The 25,013-nt window shown below is 45.4% G+C and carries 20 protein-coding genes; 11 read left to right on the forward strand and 9 right to left on the reverse strand.

From position 1 onward, the window contains the following. Positions 1–131 precede the first annotated feature (131 nt). The 5 genes from BCU34_RS18375 to BCU34_RS18395 are packed head-to-tail and all read right to left on the reverse strand — an operon-like array spanning position 132 to position 7,407. The gene (locus BCU34_RS18375; protein WP_102479728.1) at positions 132–1,334 is read right to left on the reverse strand and encodes a type III PLP-dependent enzyme; all 1,203 of its coding nucleotides are present in this window, start codon (positions 1,332–1,334) and stop codon (positions 132–134) included. Beyond that, a complete protein-coding gene (locus BCU34_RS18380) occupies positions 1,327–3,192 on the reverse strand; it encodes an IucA/IucC family protein (protein WP_102479727.1) in 1,866 nt (621 codons plus the stop codon). The genes BCU34_RS18375 and BCU34_RS18380 overlap by 8 nt, the downstream gene beginning before the upstream one ends. Beyond that, positions 3,164–4,381, reverse strand: a complete 1,218-nt coding sequence (locus tag BCU34_RS18385; protein ID WP_102479726.1) for an MFS transporter — start codon at positions 4,379–4,381, stop codon at positions 3,164–3,166. Before BCU34_RS18385 ends, BCU34_RS18380 begins: the two co-directional genes overlap by 29 nt. Before the next feature lie 6 nt (positions 4,382–4,387). Then, positions 4,388–6,199, reverse strand: coding sequence for an IucA/IucC family protein (locus BCU34_RS18390; protein WP_102479725.1), 1,812 nt, complete (start codon positions 6,197–6,199; stop codon positions 4,388–4,390). Then, the gene (locus BCU34_RS18395; protein ID WP_102479724.1) at positions 6,196–7,407 is read right to left on the reverse strand and encodes an ATP-grasp domain-containing protein; all 1,212 of its coding nucleotides are present in this window, start codon (positions 7,405–7,407) and stop codon (positions 6,196–6,198) included. The genes BCU34_RS18390 and BCU34_RS18395 overlap by 4 nt, the downstream gene beginning before the upstream one ends. Before the next feature lie 238 nt (positions 7,408–7,645). Here BCU34_RS18395 and BCU34_RS18400 point away from each other — a divergent pair, with 238 nt between their 5' ends. From BCU34_RS18400 to fecE, 6 genes are all read left to right on the forward strand, one after another. Further along, positions 7,646–9,682: a TonB-dependent receptor gene (locus tag BCU34_RS18400; RefSeq protein ID WP_102479666.1), complete on the forward strand. Its 2,037-nt coding sequence runs from the start codon at positions 7,646–7,648 to the stop codon at positions 9,680–9,682. Between the two features lie 187 nt (positions 9,683–9,869). Continuing rightward, positions 9,870–11,999 carry a TonB-dependent receptor family protein gene (locus BCU34_RS18405; protein WP_102479667.1) on the forward strand — a complete coding sequence of 710 codons (2,130 nt, stop codon included), beginning with the start codon at positions 9,870–9,872 and terminating at the stop codon, positions 11,997–11,999. A gap of 87 nt (positions 12,000–12,086) precedes the next feature. Beyond that, positions 12,087–13,064, forward strand: a complete 978-nt coding sequence (locus BCU34_RS18410) for a Fe(3+) dicitrate ABC transporter substrate-binding protein (RefSeq protein WP_102479668.1) — start codon at positions 12,087–12,089, stop codon at positions 13,062–13,064. Continuing rightward, on the forward strand, positions 13,061–14,095 hold the full coding sequence (locus BCU34_RS18415) for a FecCD family ABC transporter permease (RefSeq protein ID WP_102479669.1): 1,035 nt from the start codon (positions 13,061–13,063) through the stop codon (positions 14,093–14,095). The genes BCU34_RS18410 and BCU34_RS18415 overlap by 4 nt, the downstream gene beginning before the upstream one ends. Further along, positions 14,095–15,066, forward strand: coding sequence for a FecCD family ABC transporter permease (locus tag BCU34_RS18420; protein ID WP_102297544.1), 972 nt, complete (start codon positions 14,095–14,097; stop codon positions 15,064–15,066). Before BCU34_RS18415 ends, BCU34_RS18420 begins: the two co-directional genes overlap by 1 nt. Positions 15,067–15,068: 2 nt before the next feature. Then, the gene (fecE, locus tag BCU34_RS18425; protein ID WP_102479670.1) at positions 15,069–15,833 is read left to right on the forward strand and encodes a Fe(3+) dicitrate ABC transporter ATP-binding protein FecE; all 765 of its coding nucleotides are present in this window, start codon (positions 15,069–15,071) and stop codon (positions 15,831–15,833) included. A 200-nt stretch (positions 15,834–16,033) separates the two neighbouring features. On the opposite strand, the gene BCU34_RS18430 is transcribed toward fecE, so the two are convergent. Continuing rightward, the gene (locus BCU34_RS18430) at positions 16,034–16,654 is read right to left on the reverse strand and encodes a heme-binding beta-barrel domain-containing protein (RefSeq protein WP_102479671.1); all 621 of its coding nucleotides are present in this window, start codon (positions 16,652–16,654) and stop codon (positions 16,034–16,036) included. 400 nt (positions 16,655–17,054) lie between these two features. On the opposite strand from BCU34_RS18430, the gene BCU34_RS18435 reads away from it, so the two are divergent. Further along, the gene (locus BCU34_RS18435; protein ID WP_048669141.1) at positions 17,055–17,474 is read left to right on the forward strand and encodes a VOC family protein; all 420 of its coding nucleotides are present in this window, start codon (positions 17,055–17,057) and stop codon (positions 17,472–17,474) included. Positions 17,475–17,573: 99 nt separating this feature from the next. Here BCU34_RS18435 and BCU34_RS18440 read toward each other — a convergent pair whose 3' ends face one another. Continuing rightward, complete coding sequence (locus BCU34_RS18440; protein WP_102479672.1) at positions 17,574–18,473, reverse strand: DMT family transporter; 900 nt, start codon at positions 18,471–18,473, stop codon at positions 17,574–17,576. A 267-nt stretch (positions 18,474–18,740) separates the two neighbouring features. On the opposite strand from BCU34_RS18440, the gene BCU34_RS18445 reads away from it, so the two are divergent. Further along, positions 18,741–20,141: an alpha-amylase family protein gene (locus BCU34_RS18445; protein ID WP_102479673.1), complete on the forward strand. Its 1,401-nt coding sequence runs from the start codon at positions 18,741–18,743 to the stop codon at positions 20,139–20,141. 96 nt (positions 20,142–20,237) lie between these two features. Here the strand turns inward: BCU34_RS18445 and BCU34_RS18450 are convergent, their stop codons facing one another. Beyond that, on the reverse strand, positions 20,238–21,188 hold the full coding sequence (locus BCU34_RS18450) for a LysR family transcriptional regulator (protein ID WP_102479674.1): 951 nt from the start codon (positions 21,186–21,188) through the stop codon (positions 20,238–20,240). A gap of 100 nt (positions 21,189–21,288) precedes the next feature. On the opposite strand from BCU34_RS18450, the gene BCU34_RS18455 reads away from it, so the two are divergent. After that, positions 21,289–22,641: an MATE family efflux transporter gene (locus tag BCU34_RS18455; protein ID WP_102479675.1), complete on the forward strand. Its 1,353-nt coding sequence runs from the start codon at positions 21,289–21,291 to the stop codon at positions 22,639–22,641. Between the two features lie 160 nt (positions 22,642–22,801). Here the strand turns inward: BCU34_RS18455 and BCU34_RS18460 are convergent, their stop codons facing one another. Continuing rightward, positions 22,802–23,239, reverse strand: a complete 438-nt coding sequence (locus tag BCU34_RS18460) for a Spy/CpxP family protein refolding chaperone (RefSeq protein WP_102479676.1) — start codon at positions 23,237–23,239, stop codon at positions 22,802–22,804. Positions 23,240–23,454: 215 nt separating this feature from the next. On the opposite strand from BCU34_RS18460, the gene BCU34_RS18465 reads away from it, so the two are divergent. After that, positions 23,455–23,700 (forward strand): hypothetical protein, encoded by a 246-nt coding sequence (locus BCU34_RS18465; RefSeq protein WP_017630837.1) that lies wholly within the window; start codon positions 23,455–23,457, stop codon positions 23,698–23,700. A gap of 307 nt (positions 23,701–24,007) precedes the next feature. After that, the gene (locus tag BCU34_RS18470) at positions 24,008–25,012 is read left to right on the forward strand and encodes a response regulator (RefSeq protein WP_076654939.1); all 1,005 of its coding nucleotides are present in this window, start codon (positions 24,008–24,010) and stop codon (positions 25,010–25,012) included. The last annotated feature ends 1 nt before the right edge of the window (position 25,013 follow it).

A 25,013-nucleotide genomic window follows, 5' to 3' on the forward strand; every position in this document is an offset into this window, starting at 1 on the left:
AAAGGCGTTAGTAGACCTGAGTTTACTAACGCCTTTTTCATTTAGTATCTTGCTTATTTAGCGCCTTTATCTGGCTCTATGGATCTTCAACTCAAACCGTCAGTTAGAAATCATCGAGCACTGCGCGATACCTAGAAATAATGAAACACTGGAGGTTCATGCATTAAGAAGTTTTGATGCGAGATGTTCCAAGCGTAAGCGCCTGCTAGAGTGAAAACCACATAGTCACCGATATCTACCTGCTCGATATGTTGATTTCGTGCCATAACATCTTTTGGAGTGCAAAGTTGTCCAACCAACGTGGCTTTAGCATGGTTTATCGAATGTGAAATGGTGGGTTGTTGATTACTTTTCACGATAGCAAAAGGGTGGTCATGGTCTTGTGCGGCCGGTGTACGGAAATGATGTGTTCCACCACGAGCAATCACGAAGTTCTCACCAAGGTTTTGCTTAATATCCAGTACTTCCATCATGTAATAGCCGCACGGTGCCGAGATATAGCGGCCACATTCAAAACGTAGCTTCCAGTCTTGCATATGTTCTTTAGCAATCAAGAACTCCAATTTGTCGCAGAACTCCATCCAAGGAAAGTGTTGCTGCGGGTTTTGGTAATTGATTCCCATACCTCCACCTAGATTGATGATCAGCTCGTCGAGTGAGAATGTCTTTTGCCACTCTTTGACGACTTGAAAATAACGTTGCATCAGGGCGAGGTGGCGAACAGCGTTAAGTTGATGTGACATCAAGTGAAAATGGAATCCCTTTAACTTTATCAAGGGAAAGTCGCGTAGATACATTAAGGCGTTACTTAATTCACTCTCATCTAGGCCAAACGGAGTCGGCTTTCCCCCCATGGCTAACTTGCTCAGTGTAATGTCACCAATGTCGATGTTCATACGCAAGAAGATCGAAGCGGGCTGATTCAACCTCAGAGTTAAAGCACCAATGCGTTGTAACTCAGTGAGGCTCTCTACATGAATTGCATCGATATCGAGTGTAATCGCTTGCTCTAACTCACTTGGCATTTTCCCCGGACCACCAAAGATCAGTGGTTTATTGAGTTGTTGCTGGTGGAGGTGAGTAAGTTCTCCGCCTGATGCTGCTTCGAAACCATCAACATAAGGAGCTAAAGTACGTAATATCGGCGCTGAAGGGTTCGCTTTCGCGGCGTAAAAGAGCTCTACGTTTTTCGGCAATACATGGAGCATCTGCTTAACGTGCTGCTCCAATGCGTGGAGATCATAAAGATAAGCACATAATGGTTGCGTTTGTTGTTCTGCTAGTTGATGGATCTCTTGGTGGATGCTTGTAGGGAGTTGAGGCGAATTAAGCATGGTGAACTCCTTTTGAATGAATTGGCCAAGGTGCAGCAACTTGAGTGTACCCAGACTCTTTATCGGCATTTTGCATCAAACGTGTTGTGAAGTTATTTTTGCTTGGGAAGTGGCCATCGTTAATCAATGCTAACAGTTCGGGTTGCTGACCATTGATCGACTGCCAGCGGACGATTGCGTCTTTTAAAGTGCCCCATAACGTATTCTCAAGTGCTGAGTCCCCTTCAGCGATAAAGAAAATAGCCTCGCTAACATTGTTAATGAAGGTGCAGTAACCTATGCGGTTCCAACCTTGCTCACGGCTGTAGTACACCGATTGACGAGCTCGCTCTGAAAGTTGTTGAAGTGTCTCTGATGGCCAAAATTCGGGTAGCAACTTGGTGCCTTCTAAGTCTCGAATCCATACACAGCATGGCATGTCTTTTTCAAAACCAATCAGCGTGTTTTGTAGATGAGGTTCAAACGCAACTCCGTGTTTGAAGTAGTAGTTAAAGACACCAGGAATCAAACAATGCAGATAGCGTTCAAACCACAGCGTGGCGACATCTGCATATTGGCTTTGTGTTGTTTGCGCTTTGTGTTTGAGTTGAGTGGCGATGCAACTATTCCCGTCTGTGTCGTAAGCAAAGAGTGCTCCTGCTAGCGTTGGCTGCAAAATATCGGTTTCACTTAAACTGAAATTCTCTCGATATAAGATACCAAATGATTCTCGAGCCTTAATAACATCCGCATGTTCTTGGTCAGCCACAGATTCTAGATTCAATGTGGTGGCGTAGGGTTCTGTCATTACCTTGAATACTGGATTACGTAGTTGCTCGCTTTCTTTGATTGGATGAAGAATTGAGGTTAATTGAACGGCACTATCGAGTTCATACCATGCGTTTTTACGTACACAGTTGGTTAAACGTACATTGATCGAGAACTTAGCAAACCAATCCATATCCGGGTGATACAGAGTGCGCACAGATGAAGTGGGTAAGAGTTTTTCACCACCTAATCCAAGCGGGGTGATCTTGCCTTGTTCAATGGCTGTCTTGACCACTGGGTTTTGCAAAAGCGTGTAACTTTCCCAAGGGTGGCAAGGGTAAAGCATGGTAGTTGCTGAATTGTTCTCGTCAGGTGCAAGTTGTTCAAGCATGGTAATCGGTGAGGTTCGGTCATCTGAACTCAAGACGTCGAGCAAAGCAGTATCCACCTTAAACCAATAGAGAGGAACTTTCGCGCCAACCTCAGGGGAGCACGCTAGCAGATCATCGATACTGACACCAGATCGACTCTTTGGTGTTGGATGAAAAGTATGTCCCCAAAGTAACGATTGCTCTGATGCGATAAACGCATTGTGATGCTGAGGTGAGCTGCTTGAGTTTAGGAACTGCTCGGTGATCAACAAACTATTTTCCATTTGCTCGATCAACTCGTGATTGAATGGAATCGTTAGCACTTGTTTTAGGTAATTGAGTAGAAATGTCAGGGTTTGCGTTGCGTCCAGCTTACACCAAGCTGCACCGGGCATTTTGGCCCAAGGTGTATCGCTGAGTTTCACTTTCCCCAGCTTACTGGTGTACTCAATGGGTAAAATCATCAGACCATTTTTCTGAGGTTGATTTTGGTGAGGTAGGTGAACAGCCACGCGCTGGTGAGCACTGTAGTTTCTTTTCAAAGTTTGAGGCAGAGAGGCAGAACTGTAGCGCCAATTAACCTGCTTCTTTGGTATCGCGTATTCACGTAGGTAACAGTTCACCACGCCCATGATGGTATTGAGTTGGGCTTTTTCTCGGTTTAGCAGTACTTTTTTATGATTTTGAAGAACTTGGTCTTCAGCGGAATATTCACTTGGAGATAATTGAGTCTGTAACATGTTGATGTCCAAATTTTGAATGGATGGTCAGCGCGATAGCAGTAATGCCACTGACCAACATAGAAAGTATGAAAGGAACCTCAAGCCAGCCCAAGCTTGATATGAAAGACGCGCTCAATCCAGCCGCAACGCCACCCCATTTAGACATGGCATCAAAGCGCGAAAATACTTTGCCGCTTTGTCGTCGATCAATTTGGTTTGCTAACACTTGATGCAAGCCGTGATAACAGCAAACCATGCCAAGCCCGAAAACAATACGAGCAATAATCAATACTTCTTGATAAGAAGTGAGATGCATTACGGCACTGAGTGAAAGCAAACCAAAGCCTAGCCATAAAGTACGCTGCGCTTGATTGCGTTCAAGCTGGTGGCGATCAACCCATTCTGAGAACAGATGAACTTTCCCTGCAAAGAGCAGATAAACACCATGTGGGAGGGCATATAAAAACCCAATCCACGCTTGGCTTGTCACTCCATATTGCTGCACATAAGGCGAGAAATAGGGGAACGTGACGACCATGGCGAAAGCAAAGCTGAACTGCGCGCCAAACACCCAATAAAGCGCATTTAACGAGTTGGATTGGCTGTGTTGAGCTTTATCCGATGCCTGATCTTTTACTATCCCCTTAGATTTCGCTAAGTCATCAATGGGTAATGTTAAGGTGATCACTAGCGCGAATAGCGGCAAAGCGGACAGCCACAGATACGCGTTCAGCGGGTTTGTTTCCGATAAACTCCAGCCAAGCCCAATCGGAGCAACAATTAGCGCCAGACGGGCAGAAAGCTGAGTTTTATTGAGTGATTTACCGAGTGCTTTCGCATCGTTGATTTGGCTGGATAAGTAGCTGTTTGAGGCGGCCATGGTGCCACCAAAGGTTCCTTGAATGATAAGACCAAACACAAACATTGCGAGGTTATCGGCTAAGCCACACAGCGCGAAGCCTGCTGCAAGCCCGAGTTGAGCACGCAATAGAGATCGACGTCTGCCATATTTATCAGCAAACTGACCCCAAAAGCGCGCCGCAACGGCAGTGCAAAAGGTGGGCAAAATGAACAGTACCCCCGCCCAATCCGAAGTAATGTTTGCGTCCAGTGTTGACAATACCATCGGCAAAAACAGCGGCATTCCTAAGGCTGCAAACGCGGCGATAAAGTGGCTTAAAAGCACGCAATAGATGAGTTTGGTCATGATGGGTTAACTCACGCTCTGCTTGATGTTTTCAAGGTAAACGTGTTGTGCTTCTTCGCTGGTTAGCAATAAGAAGTTCGGTGCTGACAAACCATAAAATTTATTGATATCGCTTGCGCCAGACGCCTCTTTAGACAATAAGCTACCTGAGCTCAATAGATACTTAGCGTATAGGTTGGGTGACTCAAACAACATCTCGTTTGCGAGCTTGGTGTTGTGTCCTTGTTTGTCCAACTGGTTAAGTTGTTGGGAGAGGCTATTGGCGACTACTTCATACAGATAAGCTGACGTGGCGATTCCTTTCGTCGCCATTGCTTCCACAATTGCGGCAATGTCTAGCTGCAAAGTAATGGTGGTAAACATCTGACCAAGAGCAAGCTCATTGTCTACTGTGATGCGTTGATCTAAAAGGTGATCGCATTTTACAGGCGATTGTTGCTCAAACGTTTGGAAACGCTCTGGCCAAATACGCGCTGCATCGTTGTCTTTCATGGCTAAGGTCATCTGGCCTTGCTCGTCGAATGCGATGATGGCGTTCTGTTGGTTAGACTCCAAAGCGATACCGTAACGAATCCACAATGTAAGGTGTACTTTGCAAAGCAGATCAACGTAATCTTTAAACCAAGTCAGCGTATCTTGCTGATAATACTGTTCGGCGAGGTGTTCCAAGAACAAACGTCCATCAGGCATTGGGCTAGCAAGGGCAGCCACAGGCACCAGTGCTTTGTCTTGGAAGTAGCTCAGCGGGTATTCACGCACAATATAAGCAAAGGTCTTATCGTCTCCCACATGGCCGCCATGTTTCTCATTACAATGGAAAAGCGTGCCGTGTAAGTCTTGATCTGTTTGCTCTAAGTGCGTCAATAAACGTTCAAACCAATGCCCATCATAGAGCGTGGATGGTTTGATTAGGCGAATGTTTTTAGTACCCAAAGATCGCATGATCAGTGGCACTTTAATGTGGATCTGCGGTGCTTGATTCACGACAACAGTACGCACTGACAGGGTAGGAATCACCTCAAGATAAGCAACCGGCGCTTTGATAACACCGTCAGGAAGTCCATCAAGACTCCTTAGTGTTAATGGATGTGCGGGGAATAACTCATGGCTAAGAGCAAAGTCGGCGGGCAGACCCACTTGCTCCATCATCGGCCAACATTCCGGCTGCGGACTGGTCAATGTAACGAGTGATTTCTCGATTGCGAGCCAACGAAGTTCAAAGCTTTGTGCAAATTCTGGCGCGAATTGCTCTAGATCGTGATCGCTTAAACCGAACTTAGCACGTGCTGTCGGGTAGTAAGGGTGGTCAAGATAGGATGCGATTTGATCGGCACGCAATAGCTTTTGCTCCCAACGCTCTAGTTGAGATATCGGCAGCATGAGTGATTCGGATTGCTGACTGAAGGCGCCATCACACAATCCTTTGTGTTTTTCTGCGCATTCGAGTTCTTGCAAATAACCATCTAATAACGAATGCGAGCTTTCATGAGCACTTGCTTTCAATAACTCGATCCAATCTTGATAGTGCTGCTGGTTTTCAACTAAACCATTTCTCTCGATAAACCAACCATCACCTTTCGAGCCATCTGGTTGGCCGTATACCCAACGCTGCATGTAATAGCTCGGAGTAACGGGCAGGTAGAGTGTAAAGTCTGAACCTGAAAAAGTGGCCCAAATTTGATTACGAGGATAAGAAGATAGTTTGAGTCTACTCGGGTGCTGAGATTTAAATTGGCTTTGAGAAACTAATCCGAACAAATCTTCACGCAAACAAGTATCGACTAAGCGTTGAGTGAGGTATAACGCGTTTTCATTCATGCTGTTACCTCGTTTGTTGCTGTTAGGTGGAAGCGAGAGATTGCCTGTTGTAGCGCGGGTTCTAGAGTTTGGCCAGAAGGAGAAACGACCGAAATTCTCGCTAAGTAATCCTTGTTGGAATAACTTTGTTGGAACGTCTCACCAACCTTTTTAAGCACTTGCTGCTGAACAACAATATCGCCCTCTTGGTGAATGAAAGAGGTTGATGATCCTTCAATCAAACCGCTTTGTTGGGCCACTACATAGTGCACATGGGCGCTACCATCAATACTAAATGTAGGATCAAGCTTGTGACCCAAGTGAAGATTTAAGATGGTATGGAACCAATTCCCGCCACTGAGGTTATCAAGCAAGAACTCTCGTCCATCACCAATACTTCGATAGTTGATCTCGACCAGTACCGGCCCCGAATCTGTGATGATGAACTCGCTATGACAGACACCAAACCCCACCCCAAATGTTTGAAGCTGACGTATACATTCTTCTTGGTAGTGAACGCTGTTAATACCATTCCAACTCGCAGCGGTTTCGATGAAGTAAGGGGGGGCAGAGAGTTCTACATCAAACCCACCAAGCGCGACCAAATTGTCTCCGTCACCAATAGTTTCGACAGTAATAAGTGGACCTTGCAAAAACGCCTCAACCAAGATGGGAGTAGTAGGGTGCTTTTGCCAAAACGTATCGCAATAGTTATCCAGCTCAGCCGCAGAATCGCAGCGCTGCACGTCTAAACTAGCCACGCCTTCCTTGGGCTTCGCAACGACAGGAAAATCGAAATCGAATACAGGAGCACTCTCTCGACTTAACAAAACACTTTGAGTATTAGGTAACGATTTTTCGTTGAGAACCTGACGAGTTAAGTATTTGTTTTTCGCCTTGAGCGTCACATTCCAATCTTTAGCTGGTAGGCCAAAGAACTGTGCACAGATTGCGGTTGAGGTTTGTAGGTGGTCGCTGTTGCTGAACACAGCATGAGGTTCTAGATCTTGCTCTGTAATGATTTCAATGAGTTCAAGAGGGTTGAACACATCGCATTCTAGAATTTCATCGGGATTAAAGCGGTCATCTTCATTCGCCAGTTTTAAGTGGTTGAGTTTGTGGTCTGTGATCAAAACGACGTGGAGACCCATCGCTTTTGCTGTCGGCACGAAGCCGTGAGTGATCGCATCATTCACGACGTGACTCACGATAATAATCGTAGATTTCATGGGCTTTTCCTAATTTTCTAACGTTGTTGTTACCTACTCACACATGACTTCCAAGCGGTCTCTTTCAAGGTTTAAGAAAGAGTGTTTTGTTATCACTTTGTTTTTATTGATTATTTTATCACTACGCTTGTTGCATAAGGGAAACAAATATAGATCATAAAATTTATATTGCAAACACAAATGATATTTGTTTTCATTCGTATTGTTGTGATTTTATAAACTAAAACGGAATTAGAAAATGAATATTAGATTGGCCTTATCCCCCCTCGCTTTGGCTATTGGAGGTGCCTTAACCGCAGTGGCTACCGTGTCAAATGTAATGGCAGCAGAAGACGTCGCGGTAGATGAAACCCTGCAAGTTATTGGTCACCAGTACGAAGGTTACGCAGAGCATATGCCGCAGTCGGGTACCAAAACGGATGTTGAATGGTTGGATGTACCGCAGGCAGTATCGGTGGTCACAAAGACGGAAATGCAAGACCGTGGAGCTGTACGTTTGGTGGATGCTCTTGACGGTGTTGCAGGGGTTAACAACACCTTGGGTGAGGGAAGCCGAGACCAATTTGTGATTCGTGGTTTTGATGCTCTCAACGACATGTACCGTGACGGCATGCGTGATGACGGAACGCTTCAATCGTACCGAAGCCTAGCGAATATCGAACGTGTCGAAGTGGTAAAAGGCCCTGCGGGCGCACTTTATGGCCGAGGTTCAGCGGGCGGTATCATCAACTTGGTCACCAAGCGTGCTAACGGTGATAATTTCACACACGTCAATGGCAGTGTTGGCAGCAACAATCTGTTTGTTGGCCAGGTTGACAGCTCGATGGCGATTACTGACAAAGTCAGTGGCCGTATCAACGTGGAAAGTCGACAGTCGGATTCCTATGTAGACCACGTCGACTCGAATGACTTCTTTATCGCACCAACCATTCGTGTATTACCAGCGGATGGTCACACAATTGATCTCGATGTCGAATATGCTCACCAAGAGTTGGTGCCATATCGTGGTGTTCCATCAAAGAATGGTAAGCCGGTCGATGTCTCTGAAAGCACGTTTTACGGTGGCACGAACGACTATCAAGAGTCAGACAGCATTCGTGTTGGCGTCAATTATGAATGGCTTTTGAATAGTGAATGGGCATGGACAAACCGCGCAGCATACAATCATATCGAACTTGAGCAAAAGGGTACACGCCAAGGAACGGTAACAGGGAATGAAGTTTCTCAAACCGTGAACAATTTTGGCTACGATCCTCGTACCACGACGACTCTTCAATCTGAGCTAGTTTGGGAAACTGATTCGAATCAAATGATGATCGGTGCGGATTATAATCAGATCAATATCGACTTAACGCTCGCAAGCGATAAAACCTTACCCCCGAAAGACATCTATAACCCTGTAGCAGGCCCAACACCGAATCCGGGCTTCAAACCTTTCCGTGATAACACGACAACGACCACTGGCATCTACATTCAAGACGTTTATACCTTTGGTGATCTTTCAGTGATCGGCAATGTGCGTTACGACTCGATGGAGCTTGAGCAACAAAAAGCGGGCTCAGCAAAAGAGAATCTAGACGATGACAAAGTGAGCTACCGTGGTGGTTTGGTCTACCGTCTCAACAATGATATGTCAGTGTATGCAAGCTTAGCTCGATCATGGCAACTGCCTTACTCGGGTATTTATATCAATCCTAAATTGGCTGAATTCTTCCATACCGATTTAAAAGAAGTGGGCGCCAAAGCTTACTTACTAGATAGCGCCTTGATGTTGAATGCCGCAATCTTCCAAATTGATCAAGAGCAACCAGAAACCAATATAGAAGGGGATGTTGTCAACAAGATTGAAGCTCGCCACCAAGGTATTGAGTTAGAAGCTCGAGGTCAGTTTACAGAGAAGTGGGACATTTCTGTCGGTTACAGCTACCTGGATGCAGAAAACAAAGAGACAGGCAAAAAGCCAAACGACGTGTCTGATCACTTGTTCTCACTTTGGAGTACTTACCAGCTAGACGATAACTGGCGTTTGGGTGGTGGTGTGAAATACGTAGGCGACCGTTACGCGGGTAATGATGAAGCGGTAGCGCTGGGTGACTACACCACGGTTGACTTGATGGCAGCATACACCGCGGGTCGTCACAAAGTTCAAGCAAATGCTTACAACGTGCTGAATGAGAAATACATTCTTGGTGCAACTAACGGCACGTCTGGTACTAACCAGATTGGTTACGGAGCGCCGGCCGAATTCATGCTCAGCTACGGCTATCAGTTTTAAAAGCTAATGCAGTTCTAAGAGTTAGTTCATTTCTAATAACTCTTTCTACTCTAAATCGATTGTTTTGTTCGCTACGAATGAGTGAACAGTTGGCCTTATTTTTAGGCCATTTAGCCCATAGGGTCAAAGCGCCGATATCAGTGTAAACACGGCCTTTGACCCTAACCTGCCTACTTAGGAGATTTTCATGCCTTACCAGAATTTGGATGGTAAACCCTGTACTCAATCACATCAGAAGTTGCGTCTAAGTGCCCTTGCAATGGCCATCGCTTCAGTGACTTCCATGGGCGCATTTGCCGCGTCTGATCCTCAAACGACGACCATGGAAACGGTTGTCGTGACGGGCAGCTTGATCGGTAATTCAGAACTTGAGGATGTAAAAGAGTATCCGGGAGCTCGTACTGTTCTAACTAATGAACAAATTAAAAAGACTGGCGCACTATCGATTGATTCGGCCTTCCAAAGTGTACCGGGTATTAAGGTTCAAGACGAAACGGGCACGGGCGTTTTGCCTAACATCTCAGTGCGTGGTTTGAAAGCGAGTCGCAGTGGCCACGCTCAATTCCTCATGGATGGTGTACCACTGACTCTTGCGCCGTATGGTCATACCGGACAATCAATTTTCCCTGCAACGCTGTCGATGCTTGATCGAATAGACATTGTTCGTGGTGGCGCTGCTGTGCAGTACGGGCCAAACAACGTCGGTGGCGTGATCAATTTGGTGACTAAGCCTATTCCAAATGAGTGGCAAACGGAAATCAGTAATCGCTTTACTGTATTCGAGGATGGCGATACGCCGCTCAACGACTTTTACCTGCGTACGGGTGGCTGGTTAACCGATACGCTGGCACTTCAAGTTGAGGGGAACTTCTTAAAAGGGGAAAGCTTCCGTGAGCACTCCGACACCGATGTCAAAAACTTCCAAGCGAAACTGCAATGGTTACTGAGCGATACTCAAGAGCTACAAGCTTTCGTTCAACGTTATGATGCTGCCACCCAAATGCCGGGTGCTTTACCGCCAGATGATTACGAAAAAGATCGTACTCAGTCGAAGCGTCCATACGATGAATATCAAGGCACTTCAACGCGTTGGAGCCTGAAGTACCTGCATGATTTGAATCTTGCAGATAGCGCCGAATTAGAAATACTGACATTTGGCCACCGTTCTGAGCGTTTCTTCCAATGGGGCTTTAACAGCGCTGGCGGTCACTGGGCGGACCCGGCATTGCCGTCAACCGATATTCGTACGTCACCACGTGAATTTGCTGTTTATGGTGTTGAACCTAAACTCGCGATGTATTTTGACGGAAATACCGTAACGCAAAACGTGATTGTTGGGGCACGCTATGTCAACGAAGACATCGATTACAAGCTGACTCAAACGCCAATTGCTGGTGGTGCTACAACAACCCCACGTGACTGGCATTTAGATACTGACGCTTTTGCTGGTTACATCAGTAATGAAATCGGTTTGTTTAATGACGTACTGAAAGTTACGCCGGGTATTCGTTACGAATCGATTGATATGACGTTTGATGATCTGGGTACAGCACAGAGCACAGACAACAAAGTGACGGAATGGCTGCCGGGCTTAACCGTGGCATACCATCTGACAGAGCAATGGGTTGGTTATACCAATGCACAGAAATCTTTGCGTGCACCACAAATCGCTTACATCCGAGGCAAAGGTGAAGAGGGCAGTGAGCTAGCGTGGAACTACGAGTTGGGTGCTCGCTACAACCAAGATTCAACCAGCTTTAACATCGCACTTTACCGCATTGATTTTGAAGATCAGCTGCAATGGCAAAGTGCTACCCAAACTTTCGATAACATTGGTAAAACCCTTCACCAAGGTGTTGAACTCTCTGGTCGTTATATTCCTCAAGTGATGCAAGCTTTGAGTTTGGGCGCTGGCTATAACTACTTAGATGCAACGTTAGAGGAAGAGGGTGCAAACAAAGGTAATCAACTTCCTTATACGTCTAAACATCAATTTAGTTGGGATGCGACTTACGCCTTTAGCAAGGTAGATACGACTCTGTCTGGTTACTACTTCAGCGAGTCTTATTCTGACAATGCGAATACAAGTGCCGAAGATGCAACGGGCGCGACAGGTAAAGTGCCTGCCTACATGGTCTGGAACTTTAACCTAGGTTCGGATTTGTATAAGGATGAAAACAGTAAGCTGCGCATGAACCTCGCGGTGAACAACTTGTTTGATGAAGACTATTACTTCCGCGGTATTGATACCAGTCCAGTTGGTCGTTATCCGTCCCCAGGACGTTCTTACACTTTGGATCTGAATTATCAATTCTAATACGTAATTTATTGAAAGTAATAATGAATAAAAGTCGCCAATACTCTTGGCGGCTTTCACGGTTCTAGCGTTTAAGGAAAATTAAATATGGAAAACAGCTCTCGCCTTTTGTTTTCGAATCCATTTCAGTTGCCGAATGGACTGCTGTCATTTAATAGGCCGTTTTTATTCAGCAGGATAGCGATAACCTTAGCTTTGCTGATTTTAAGTTTGTTGTCATTCTCCAGTTCATCACAAACCAGGGTCATACAAGATGAGCAGGGTCAGTTTGAGATAGCGATTACTCCGCAGCGTATTGTGGTGTTGGAGTTCTCATTTGTAGATGCGTTAGCTGCGGTGGGTGTTTCTCCAGTTGGTGTTGCCGATGACAATGATGCTTCGCGAGTGATTCCGGCGGTGCGTGAATTGGTTCAACCATGGGAATCAGTTGGCATGCGTTCTCAGCCTAGCCTAGAAGCCATTGCGGTATTAAAGCCTGACCTGATCATTGCAGATGCAGAGCGTCATCGTACTGTCTATCAAGATCTACAACGCATCGCACCAACGCTGCTGCTCAAAAGCCGCGGCGAGACGTATCAAGAGAATTTGGAATCTGCGCTCAAAATTGGCATCGCTCTCGACAAGCAATCGTCAATGGAACAACGAATTCAACAACATCAACACGCCATGGCCGAATTCAAAAGTCATTTCTCGCTCAAACAAACCGTCCAGTTCGCTGTCGTGTCGGATAAAGGTATGTGGTTACATAGCCCTGCATCTTACGCAGGGGGCGTGCTCACCACATTAGGCATTGCGAGCCCTATTGTGAAGCCAACAGAGAAGGCATATTTACCAACCAGCTTTGAGTTGTTGTTGAAAACCAATCCGGATTGGTTGCTCCTTGGCGCTTACTCTCATCCAAATATTGTTGATGATTGGCAGAAAAATCCGTTATTCAATGTACTAACCTCTGCAAAAAAACAGCAAGTTGTAGAAGTGTCACCAGCACTTTGGTCATTGAATCGAGGTATGTTAGCGGCAGAACAAATGGCGAAAAATCTTGAGCAGATCTTGGATCCATCATGAGTACGATGTTGTTCTCTAAAAGTAAGCGATTCTGGCCAATACTGTCGTGGCGAGTCACGTTATTTACTGCATTAGTGTCATTTTTGGCACTTTCTGGTTACGCGGCCTCTATGACCGGGTGGTCTAATTTCTCTTTAACATTGAGTGACTTGATTAACTACTGGTTTGCGTTTGATGAAAACAATATGACTCATCAAATATTGGCGACACTTAGAGCACCAAGAGCTTATGCGGGGCTATTGATTGGTGCGAGTTTGTCTGTCGCTGGGTTATTGATGCAAGGATTAACGCGTAACTCACTGGCGTCTCCATCGATTCTTGGCATTAACGCTGGCGCAGCCTGTTTTATGGCGTTAGCTGCGATAGGTATACCGGTAGTTAGTGAGCTGAATCCAATCCTCAATGCGGTTCTTGGCGCGTTGCTAAGCGGCGGTGCTGTGATGCTTCTGGGCGGCTTTTTCTCCGCACGTTCTCATCCGTTACGTTTGGTTCTTGCGGGTATCGCCATTACGGCGTTATTGCTCGGACTGACACGAGCGGCGCTGATCCTTGCTGACGATATGGCTTATAGCGTCTTGCATTGGCTTACTGGCTCACTGTCTAGTGTGGATGATGGGCAATGGCAACAGCTTTGGCCGCCTGCGGTGATTGGTTTGGTGTTGGCAATGAGCCTTGCTCGCAATCTCAACTTGCTGGCACTTGGCGAAGAAGTTGCCGTGGGGTTGGGCAGTAACATCAGGCTTACTCGCCTCGCTAGTGGGCTGACGATCGTGTTGCTTGCCGGAGCAAGCGTCGCTATCGCAGGGCCTATTGGTTTTGTGGGACTGTTAGTGCCTCATTTGGTTCGACCTATGGTTGGGCACAATTACCATTTACTGATTCCTATTTCCGCATTGGCTGGTGCAGCATTAGTCTCTTGGTCAGATGCATTATCACGAGCGATTGCTTTCCCGACTGAAACACCCGTTGGTGTTATTACTGCTTTGCTCGGGACACCTTGTTTTATTTTGATTGCGACGAGGAGATCTTAATGCACCATCACACTAAGATTGTTTTGTTATCAGGGATTCTCATATTAGTGGCATCTGTTGGTTTGTTTGTCGGCGCAGCGTCACTTTCTATTCCTCAAGTCATCGAACATTTGGTCGCGTTTTCCAGTGACGACTTTGTTATCCATCAGTATCGGCTACCACGTATGTTGCTCGCGATAAGCGTGGGCGCAGGGTTAGGGCTTTCTGGGGTATTAGTGCAAGGCGTGATACGTAATCCGTTAGCATCGCCTGACCTTATGGGTATTAGCGCTGGGGCTGGCCTTGCTGCGACAGCGAGTTTAGTTTGGTTTCCCAATGCACCAGTCAGTGTGCTTCCTGTTGTAGCTATGTTCGGTGGGGTATTGGCTGCAGGGCTGATTGCTGTATTGGCATGGTGGTCGAGGCCAACACCCGCCAAATTGGCGCTGATTGGTATTGCGGTGAGTGCGTTTCTAGCTAGTTGTATCGACTTCTTGCTGGTTACCAATCCGATCGAGATCAACACGGCCATGGTGTGGCTTACTGGCAGCCTTTGGGGGCGAAACTGGCAGCAAGTTCCCTTTATTTGGAGCGTACTGCTCTTGTTGTTACCTATGGCATTATGGCTTGCTTGGCGATTAGATGTGATGGGGCTTGGCGAGGAAAGTGCGACCACATTGGGTACTAAGCCAAAACAGATTCAGGCTCTTGCGTTATTGGCCGCTGTTTTGCTTGCCAGTGTTAGCGTTTCTGTTGCTGGAACGATCAGTTTTGTGGGTTTATTGGCACCTCACTTAGCACGCTTGTTGTTTGGGCATAATCATAAGTTGTTAATCCCAGCATCTGCACTGGTGGGGGCAATTCTGGTTACCAGCGCTGATGGGTTAGCTAGAGGTCTACAACCACCTATTGAATTGCCAGCAGGCGTTCTCACGTCAGTGATTGGCGCGCCTTATTTCATCTTTCTTCTCTATCGTTATCGAGGTTGGTAACTATGCTTAAAACGCAGAATCTTTCCGTCGCGTACGGCAAACAAACGATCATACCAAACCTGTCGGTTTCTATCCCTAAGGGAAAAATCACCGCCTTGATAGGACCTAACGGGTGCGGTAAATCCACCTTGTTAAAGACGTTAGTAAGAATTAACAAGCCAGTGGCTGGAGAGGTGTTGTTTGAAGACAAACCGCTATCAAGCTATGGCGATAAAACGCTCGCTCGTTCGTTGTCACTTCTTCCGCAAATCTTGGTCAGCCCTGAGGGGATCACGGTCAGAAAATTGGTCGAATATGGCCGTTCGCCTTATGTCTCTCATTGGGGAAGGTTAGGGCAGGATGATCAAAGGATTGTCGAGCAAGCAATGCGAGATACAGGTGTGCTCGAGTTTGCTGATAAGCCTGTTGAGTCACTGTCTGGTGGGCAGCGTCAAAGAGCATGGATTGCGATGGTAATTGCACAAGATACGGAAGTAGTGATGTTGGACGAACCGACTACATACCTTGATATGTCTCATCAAGTGGAGTTAATGAACCTGATGCAACAGATGAATGCTAAAGGAAAAACGGTGGTTGTGGTGTTGCATGACCTAAATCAAGCGAGTCGTTACTGCGACCATCTAGTGGTTTTGGAAAAGGGATGCTTAATTGCAGAGGGCTCGCCTGATGAGGTGATGACAGAAACCATGCTCAGTAACGTATTTGATCTTAAAGCGAGCGTGTTTCGAGACCCTATTTCAAATACACCAATGTGTGTCGCGATTTAGGAAATAGTAGGTGACTAAAGTTATGAATATGCGATTGATACCAATCGTAGTAAATAACTGGTTTCCTTAGCGGGTTCAAAATCTCGATAACTTCGTTAGGACTTTTGATTGTGGAATACCTAAATACTGATTGTTATTATCTTTAAATAAACTCAATCAATAACGCCTTTCACAGAGCTGTGAAAGGCGTTTTTTTAGTTTTACTTCACTTTAACTAGAGTACTTGAATCTGTATGAGCAAATGCGCTGTCGTAGATCTCTAAGCCTGTTGTTTGAGAGTACGTCAGCGTGTCGTCTGAAATACTAATGTTCATTGTGAATCCTGTGGTGGTTGCGTTGTCCGTCATGTATTCAGACTCAGCGATGCCACGTTTAGACGCAACTAACGTCATTGTATCGCCAGCAGGGCCTTCTGCGGTGACACATGTGGTGCGAGGTACGCAGTAAGAGTTGTAGACGACCTGATTTTTTTGGTCGTAGATGAAGTAACCACGTTGATCGTGGAATTTAGAGTCGTCGGCCTTTCTGAATACTTCTTGCTTGTAGTACAGAGCAACCAGATATTGGTCGCTGGCGTTGGTTGCATCTGCCGCAACCTCAAACGTCATCACTTCATAAAATGGTGTTACCGCGGGGCCACCTGCACCCACCTCTGTACCTTCTTGACCTGGAGATATATCAACACCACCAGTTTCGACTGATTTCCATGTGCCGACTAATTTTGCGAGTGGACCAAAATCCATACCATTGATTGTGCTGTGGTCGGCTATTGCTGGAGCCGAGATTGCTGCTGCGATACCAAGTGCTAATAATTTTTTCACTTTAACTTCCTTTTTTATTAATTGTCTGACCGCAATGAAAGTAAGGTTATTGTGAGACTCGTTTATTAACCCAGATCAGTGTTGTTGGCTAATATGAAATCGAATTGTAACTTGATGTATCAGTCAATAAGGGGATATTAATGTGTGTATATATTGAGCAAGAAGAAGTGGTTGGCTCGTCTAATCTCTGCCATACATCAAGGGTTTGCTGACTCTTGAGGTTGAGTTCAATCGCATTAGATTAGGTCGTCTAAACTTAAAGTTTGTATGTAGTCAAAGTAGAACAATTTGGGCTCTAAAGACGTTCTCGAAATAAATGCAAATTAGTGCTTTACCTCAACTTAACTTGAGGTATTAGGATATGCAACGTTGCTTACGAGAATACTTTAAGGAGAGAAGAATGATCCAACTTGAACATGTAAATTTAGTGGTAAAAGACATCCCAGAAATGCTGGTTTTCTACAAAGCGGCATTCCCTCATTGGTATGTCCGTGACGAGGGAAAAGGGGAGTGGTCGGGTAAGCCACGTAACTGGCTGCATTTTGGCGATGAGTACCAATACATAGCAATAAGTGATCACGGCGAAGGTGAAAATAGAGACTTAGCAGGGCACTCTGTCGGCCTCGCGCATTTTGCTTATGTAACCAATAACATTGAAAGCGTCACTCAACGTCTTATTGATGCGGGTTTTCCGATTGCCAAACCCGGTGCCGAAGAACCTTATCGCAAGAACGTCTACTTTGTGGATCCGGCGGGTTTTGAAATCGAGTTCGTTGAATACCTGAGCGATGACCCCAAGCTGCGCAATGCTACAAGTTAGTAGAATGATAGTAGGGTAGAAAGTACTTAAAGGGCATTGTGGGATATTCCGCAATGCCCTTTTTAGATCAATTGACTAGCTGAGGTTTAGTTTGGTTATTTACTTAGCCTTAAACGGCACCAACAGTTGTTTGCCAAACACATTAATCAGCGCGCCAGTCACAATCAGGCCACCACCTAGGTAAGTCCAAACTGATGGGATTTCATTGAAGATCCACACGCCTAGCAGTGCCGAGAATACGATCTGAACGTAAGAGTAAGCCGAAGCTTTGCCCGCCGCTTGAGTTTGCATCGCTTTGGTCAAACCGTATTGGCCTATCTGTGTGAAAATTCCGACCAGAACTAGCATTATGGTTAAGAATAAGCTAGGCCACACAAAGTCGTTCCAGATAAGGGCGGTCGATATTGGCAGGGCAACCAGCGGGAAGTAGAAGATGATCACCGAGCTATCCTCAGTTTGGCTAAGCTTTCTTACAATCACATAAGCAATTGAGCTACCAAATGCACCGCATAACGCCACCATAATGCTGAATAGCGGTAACTCACTGCTCGCGCCGCTGTTCATGCTTGGCTGTACCATTACTAATAGTCCCACTAGGCAGAACGCAATGCAGATCATGGTCGATTTTTGGACGCGCTCTTTCAAAAATAACACGCCAAGTAGGGCGGTAAATACAGGGTGAACGTATTGTAGAATGGTCGCTTCTGCTAATGGCAAGGCGGTCACAGCGTAGTAAACACACATTAAGGCTGCTGTGCCAACTGCGCCTCGAACAAACAACAAAGGTTTGTTATTTCCCCAGATCGAAATGCCTTTTCGCTTAACGTCGATATAACTGATGATCAAAGACACCAGAGCCCTTGCTGCAACAATTTCGAATACAGGTATGCCGTAGTTGCTGATGTATTTCACACACGCAGACATCAGTGCGAATCCAAAAGCAGAGAGGATCATGAATCTAACCCCAACAGGGATCATTGAAAAAGAGAAAGAGGGCATAAAAATATCAATCGGTTGAGGGAACAGGAATCATAACTTAGTTTAGAAGAGCCGACCAAAGTCTTTGTCCTACTCTGGTCAACTTGATTCAATTAATTCTCATTTCATATCGATTCGTTTTTATCTCACATAAGATCGGCTACAACTCAATTTTATAAAATAGACATCAACAGAAGGTGACGCTAATTCAACTCTGATTTATCCGTCGTTTAAATTACCTTTCTTAGTCATATCATTCTCGTGAATTTATAATAAGAGATATGTTCTATGAAACCAATAAACACCCTACTCATATCCACGCTCGCGCTTTGCTCTTTTAGTTCAGCTACTTATGCAGACACCATTTTGCATGCTTTCAATTGGAAGTATTCAGACGTAACGGCCAACGCTAATCAAATTGCTCAAGCCGGTTATAAAAAAGTACTGGTTGCTCCGGCAATGAAATCTAGCGGCAGCCAATGGTGGGCGCGTTACCAGCCTCAAGACCTTCGTACCATTGATTCACCTCTCGGCAACAAACAAGATTTAGCCGCAATGATTACCGCACTCAAAGGTGTGGGTGTTGATGTTTATGCCGATGTGGTGCTGAACCATATGGCGAATGAAAGCTGGAAGCGAAGTGACTTGGATTATCCGGGAACCGAAGTGCTAAACGATTATGCGAGCCGTTCAAGCTACTATGCTGACCAGACTCTGTTTGGCAACCTAGCGCAAGGCTTTGTTTCTGCTAACGATTTCCATGCCGCAGGCTGTATTTCAGATTGGAACGATCCCGGTCATGTTCAATATTGGCGTTTGTGTGGGGCTGATGGCGATGTAGGTTTGCCTGATCTCGACCCAAATAACTGGGTGGTTTCACAGCAGCGTTTATATCTGAAAGCGCTAAAGGATATGGGCATCAAAGGCTTCCGCATTGATGCAGTGAAACACATGAGCCAGTACCAAATCGACCAAGTGTTCACGCCTGAAATTACAGCGAACATGCATGTATTCGGTGAAGTGATCACCAGTGGCGGGGCAGGAAACAGCGGCTATGAGTCCTTCTTAGCACCTTACTTAAACAATACCAATCACTCTGCGTACGATTTCCCTTTGTTTGCGTCGATTCGAGCTGCATTTTCTATGGGCGGTGGCTTGAACCAATTGCATGATCCAAAAGCGTACGGCCAAGCACTCGATGACAACCGTTCAATTACTTTTGCTATCACACATGATATACCAACCAATGATGGCTTCCGTTACCAAATTATGGACCCACAAGACGAGCAGCTTGCTTACGCTTACATCCTTGGCAAAGATGGCGGCACGCCGTTGATCTACAGTGATGATCTACCGGATTCTGAAGATAAGGATAACGGTCGTTGGGGCAATGTTTGGAATAGTTCGAGTATGAAGAATATGCTGAGTTTCCATAACGCAATGCAAGGAAAATCAATGACGATGATTTCGAGCGACCAATGTACTTTGCTGTTTAAGCGTGGCAAAGAAGGCGTTGTTGGTATTAACAAGTGTGGCGAAACGCGTGGAGTGACGGTTGATACTTACCAACATGAGTTTAATTGGCATGTTCAATATAAAGACGTATTAAGCAGCGCGACAGAAACCATTTCTTCTCGTTACCATACGTTCAATCTACCACCGCGCAGCGCACGTATGTTTAAGCTTTAATGCTTATTCTATAGATCGAACACCACTGTTAAAAATCATAAGCCGCAGCACGTGCTGTGGCTTATTCGTATCTGAGTTTAAGGTCTATCGCTCTTGTTAATCGGTAATTACACCAAACCAATGGTTCTGATGAGATAGTGCTTTCAGTAACTCGATCTCTTTTGCTGTCTCTTCCCTAAGCCATTCAATAAGGTCGTTGATAATAGGCGTGTGAGTACGTTGGTGCATGAAGTAAGTCCAAGCACTGTGTTGGATCTTTGCATTCTTAGGGCAGTACAAGAAGCCTCGTTGGAGATCTTGTTGAACTAACAATAGATCCGTGACCGTCACCCCTTCACCCGATAAACAAGCACTGAGTGCCATATCTAACGATAAGAAGCTGGTATTTCTGACGGGTTTCTTCGGTGGGAATTCAACATCGGCCAACCACACTTTCCAGTCGTGATGATCTAAGGTCGGGTGCAGCCGTGGCATAGTTAAGATCGAATCGAGGTCTGTGTCTTTGGTGGTTAAACTGGTAGAACACACTGGTGCCATAAACTCTTCCCGCAAGAAGGTGATGTCTGGTGCTTTGTCATAGCGTTTTTTGAAGCGCGTGTGGAAGATCAGTAGGTCATATTCGCTGCTGTTGATTGATTCGTCTTCTTCAATCACAGGAACTATGACGATCTCATAATCTTGATAACGCTCGTTTAATTCCCGTACTTTAGATATCAATACCCGCGTAGCGAAACTCAGAGTCGCTTTGATCACGATACGCTTTTGTTTTGGCTCACTCCAAGAGGTGATAACAGCTTCGATATTGCCGTAGCTTTCTCGTAAAGCCACATACAAATCATGACCTTGTACCGTTAATTCTATGGCTCGATGCTTACGAATAACCAGTGATGCGTTTAACTCATCTTCAAGCAGTTTGATCTGTCGGCTTATCGCACTTTGTGTCACATGCAGCTCTTCGGCGGCCAGAGTAAAGCTCATCAGCCTTGCAGCCGCTTCGAAGGCTTTTAAGCCATTATGTGAGGATGGCAAGCTAGGATATGGGGTCATAATTCGTTCGCATGAGTTTATGGAATGTTAGAGTCGCAAATTTATCAATTGAACGCTAGCCTCATCGATCGTATTTTGGGCGAAATTAACTGAGGCGCTCATGAAAAAAATACTCACTCTTGCATTCCCTTTGATCATTTCACAGCTGATCTCCATGGCTTTAGTCCTTACTGATGTTTGGATGATGTCGCGAATCAGCGTGTCAGCCCTTGCTGCTGGTGGCTTAGGTGCCTCTATTTACTTCTTCATCTTTATTATTGCGAGTAGCACAGTCGGTTGTGTCGCAAACCTGATCGCAATTGCTTATGGTCAGCGTGTAGCACGCCCAGAGTTTGGTAATACTCAAATTAGATTGGCCGTGAAAGGCGCAACCATGTTGGCGTTCGTGCTCAGCGTGACCTTAATGGCGAGCTTCTGGTTTGCTCCGTTGGTATTAGAAGCAGCAAAACAGCCGCCAGAAGTGATCACTTTAGCGAAGGAATATGTGCATGCTTTGAAGTGGGTGATGTTGCCTTCGCTGATCTTGTTGGTGCTGCGTGGCTTAACCAGTGCGTTTGGGAATGTGCGTTCTATTCTGGTGATGTCGATTATCACAGTTATTTTGAATGTACCAGTCAGCTACTTCCTAACTTTCCAATTAGACATGGGCTTAACGGGCTTAGGTTTAGGCACGGCTATCGCGGCATTCATCGTGATGGTTGGATACACGGTTTGGGTATTCAAGCGCGACGAGTTTAAGCAGTTCGCCCCTTGGCTTAATACCGAAGAGTACTCAATTAAGCTGATGAGCCCGTTGTTGTTAATGGGTCTACCTATCGGCTTGGCGGCCTTACTTGAGCACGGCTTAATTTATGGCGGCACCTTAATGGCGGGAACGATCAGTATTGCTTCTCTAGCTCTGCACCAAATCTTACTGCAATGCCTAAGCTTTACTTGGAACTTCAACTTCGGTTTCTCGCAAGCTGCGGCGATTTTAGTTGGTCGTGATTTTGGTGCGGGTAACTACGAAGGGATCAAAAGAACCTCGATTCAAAGCTTTATGTTGGTGTCGGTGTTGAGTGTAGCGCTGTCTGCCGTGTTCATTATATGGCCTGAAATGATCGCTTCTATCTTCAAGCTGGACGATGGCACGGGTGCGATGACCTCACTGTTGGCGTCAGTTATTTGGGTTGTGGCGTTGTGCTTTATTGTAGATGCTTGGCAACTACTGGCGATTAACCTGCTAAGAGGGATGAAGATTGTCTCTATGCCAACCGTTATGACAGCCATTGGTTATTGGGTATTTGGCCTACCTGCAGCTTGGTATTTGATGCCTAAGTTCGAATTGGCAGGGATCTGGGGCGGAATCGGTGTTGGTTTAGGCGTGACAGGTATTTTGCTGCTGATTCATTTGATGGTCGTTCTAAACAAGAGCAGCAAGACACCAGACTTAGATTGTTCAGCTTACTCTTAAGTTAGTTGATAACGAAAAGCCGCAGTCATCAAACGACTGCGGCTGTTGTTTATCTAAATTGATTCTTGGGGGAGTGAATCAATATCAATATCAGGGGCAGCTTTTTTCTGCCAGGTGACTTATTACCAGATTACTTTCTACCAAATTACTCTCTACCAAACTATTTTCCACCAGAGAGCGCTGACTTCATCATCGTCTTAAATTGCTCTTTCTGCTTTTCAGTTAACACATTATAAATGTTGTTTTTAAGACGCATCTCTTGCATCACCATCGACTTCTCGGTTGCTTGAACTGTATCAATGATCTTCTCCATCTCGGCTTCATTGAAATCAGGTTGAGTCACAAGGCTGATCTGTTTCTTCTTGAGTTCTATCGCACTATCCATGTCAATCTGTGTTCTATCAGATTGATAGTCTTCAATAAGGGAGATGACTTCCGCATGTTGTTCTTCGCTTAGGTTTAAAGAAGCAATAACCATTTGCAGTGGGCTCACTGCTGGTTGTGGCGGCTGTTGTGGTGATGAAGCACTCACAAACGGAGCGGTAACAAGTAGAGCTGAAGCAGTTAATACACAAAGTGACTTTTTCAGTGATTTCATTGAGTTTCTCCTGTTAGTGGAAACATGAGTATAGGTGAGTAAGCTGAACTCGATATGAACACGCTGTTCAGTTTAGTTCGGCTACTAACTACGTTGAGCTAAGTGCTGCGTCTAGGTAAGCCGTTAAGCGCTTTAGACCTTGGTCTTACAGAAACCGAGCTAAAAGGTGACTAGAATGACTTAAGTCGCTCACCGTTTTATCAAGGAATACACAAATGGAAGTTGGATTGTTCTGGGCTGAAAAAGGGATGTTAGTGCTTGGCGCACTGTTTGTTTTGACGAGCATGATGCAGTACGGAAGGCGCAGTAGCGACTGGAAAGGCGTGATTACTATGTTCTACAAACGTATCCCAATGAATATTGCGGAATACAAATGGTACCGTCTGGGTATCGCGTTGTTGGTTTTTGCCGTGATCATCCGCTTTGCATTGTTGATTTTATGGCCTACCTATCAGTTCTAGCTCTTCACACTGTTTCTCTTATCATGGTTATATAAAGCCAATAAATGCATGAGCAAAGCGAGCCTTAATAAACTGACTTATTAAGGCTGCCATTAAATAAAAATAGTGCTGTTACTCCATAGTAAAGAGTGGTTATTACCTTTGTAGCATATTGTTTTTCATGAAGAATAATCCGAAATAATAGCTTACCCACTTGTTTCATCATTCTTACTAATAATCTGCACATAAATCCATTCACCCCGTACCTGATACCATAATGTTCTGTTACACTCATTCGAATTAGCTTTAATTTGTCAGTGGTGCATTTATGTCGTTCCCAGTTCTTATATGTGATGATTCTGCGTTAGCAAGGAAGCAGATGGCTCGATCACTGCCTAGTTCTCTAAATGCAGATATAACTTTTGCTGTTCATGGGCTTAATGCACTTGAAGAGTTAGCTCAAAACCAGTTCAAACTGATGTTCCTCGACCTCACCATGCCGGAATTAGATGGCTATGGCACATTGGAAGAGATGCAACGTTTAGGTGATACAACACCTGTTGTGGTTGTTTCTGGTGATATCCAACCAAAAGCGCAACAGAAGGTGATGGATCTCGGCGCTAAAGCATTTTTGCAAAAACCGATCGATAAAGAAGCGTTAAAAGCGATTTTACGTGAGCATGTTGAGCCGCCAAAACAGCCTCAACTCGTTATCCCTGCTGCTTTAGAGCTGCCAATACTGCGCCGTCGCGATATTTATATGGAAGTCGCGAACGTAGCGATAGGCCGTGCAGCTGATGCACTGGCTCGTCACTTTAATGTGTTCGTTCATTTACCATTACCAAACGTGAATATCTTCGAAGTGAGTGAATTGCACATGGCACTTCGTGACCTAGCCGACAACGACCAAGTGTCGGGTGTTTGCCAAGGCTTCAGCGGAGAAGGCATCGCAGGTGAAGCACTAGTATTACTGAGTGATTCTAGCGTAAGCGACCTTAAGAAGCTCATGAAGGTGCCAACAGAAAGCGAGCAGCTAGAAGAGCTAGAGTTGTTGATGGATGTATCGAATATTCTCGTTGGCTCATTCCTTAACGGGTTAGGGGAGCAATCTGAAGTTCGTTTCTTCCAGAGTTCGCCTGTTCTGCTTGGGCAACATATTTCGATCGATTCGGTCATCGAAAATACCAGCGGCTCGTTCAAAAAGACCATGACTTTCGAAGTCAGCTACAACATCGATGGCACTTCCATCCGTTGTGACCTTCTGTTTATGTTTGTTGATGAGTCTCTGCCTCTTCTAGACAACAAATTGGCCTACCTAATGGAGGAGTTTTAAT

Origin of the sequence: Vibrio sp. 10N.286.45.E10 (assembly GCF_002874195.2) — a bacterium.
GTDB lineage: Bacteria > Pseudomonadota > Gammaproteobacteria > Enterobacterales > Vibrionaceae > Vibrio > Vibrio crassostreae.

What these genes read in the sequence shown, in the direction of transcription:
- BCU34_RS18375 (WP_102479728.1), bottom strand. Translation starts at nt 1,334, where the DNA reads ATGCTTAATTCGCCTCAACTCCCTACAAGCATCCACCAAGAGATCCAT.
- BCU34_RS18380 (WP_102479727.1), bottom strand. Translation starts at nt 3,192, where the DNA reads ATGTTACAGACTCAATTATCTCCAAGTGAATATTCCGCTGAAGACCAA.
- BCU34_RS18385 (WP_102479726.1), bottom strand. Translation starts at nt 4,381, where the DNA reads ATGACCAAACTCATCTATTGCGTGCTTTTAAGCCACTTTATCGCCGCG.
- BCU34_RS18390 (WP_102479725.1), bottom strand. Translation starts at nt 6,199, where the DNA reads ATGAATGAAAACGCGTTATACCTCACTCAACGCTTAGTCGATACTTGT.
- BCU34_RS18395 (WP_102479724.1), bottom strand. Translation starts at nt 7,407, where the DNA reads ATGAAATCTACGATTATTATCGTGAGTCACGTCGTGAATGATGCGATC.
- BCU34_RS18400 (WP_102479666.1), top strand. Translation starts at nt 7,646, where the DNA reads ATGAATATTAGATTGGCCTTATCCCCCCTCGCTTTGGCTATTGGAGGT.
- BCU34_RS18405 (WP_102479667.1), top strand. Translation starts at nt 9,870, where the DNA reads ATGCCTTACCAGAATTTGGATGGTAAACCCTGTACTCAATCACATCAG.
- BCU34_RS18410 (WP_102479668.1), top strand. Translation starts at nt 12,087, where the DNA reads ATGGAAAACAGCTCTCGCCTTTTGTTTTCGAATCCATTTCAGTTGCCG.
- BCU34_RS18415 (WP_102479669.1), top strand. Translation starts at nt 13,061, where the DNA reads ATGAGTACGATGTTGTTCTCTAAAAGTAAGCGATTCTGGCCAATACTG.
- BCU34_RS18420 (WP_102297544.1), top strand. Translation starts at nt 14,095, where the DNA reads ATGCACCATCACACTAAGATTGTTTTGTTATCAGGGATTCTCATATTA.
- fecE (WP_102479670.1), top strand. Translation starts at nt 15,069, where the DNA reads ATGCTTAAAACGCAGAATCTTTCCGTCGCGTACGGCAAACAAACGATC.
- BCU34_RS18435 (WP_048669141.1), top strand. Translation starts at nt 17,055, where the DNA reads ATGATCCAACTTGAACATGTAAATTTAGTGGTAAAAGACATCCCAGAA.
- BCU34_RS18440 (WP_102479672.1), bottom strand. Translation starts at nt 18,473, where the DNA reads ATGCCCTCTTTCTCTTTTTCAATGATCCCTGTTGGGGTTAGATTCATG.
- BCU34_RS18445 (WP_102479673.1), top strand. Translation starts at nt 18,741, where the DNA reads ATGAAACCAATAAACACCCTACTCATATCCACGCTCGCGCTTTGCTCT.
- BCU34_RS18450 (WP_102479674.1), bottom strand. Translation starts at nt 21,188, where the DNA reads ATGACCCCATATCCTAGCTTGCCATCCTCACATAATGGCTTAAAAGCC.
- BCU34_RS18455 (WP_102479675.1), top strand. Translation starts at nt 21,289, where the DNA reads ATGAAAAAAATACTCACTCTTGCATTCCCTTTGATCATTTCACAGCTG.
- BCU34_RS18460 (WP_102479676.1), bottom strand. Translation starts at nt 23,239, where the DNA reads ATGAAATCACTGAAAAAGTCACTTTGTGTATTAACTGCTTCAGCTCTA.
- BCU34_RS18465 (WP_017630837.1), top strand. Translation starts at nt 23,455, where the DNA reads ATGGAAGTTGGATTGTTCTGGGCTGAAAAAGGGATGTTAGTGCTTGGC.
- BCU34_RS18470 (WP_076654939.1), top strand. Translation starts at nt 24,008, where the DNA reads ATGTCGTTCCCAGTTCTTATATGTGATGATTCTGCGTTAGCAAGGAAG.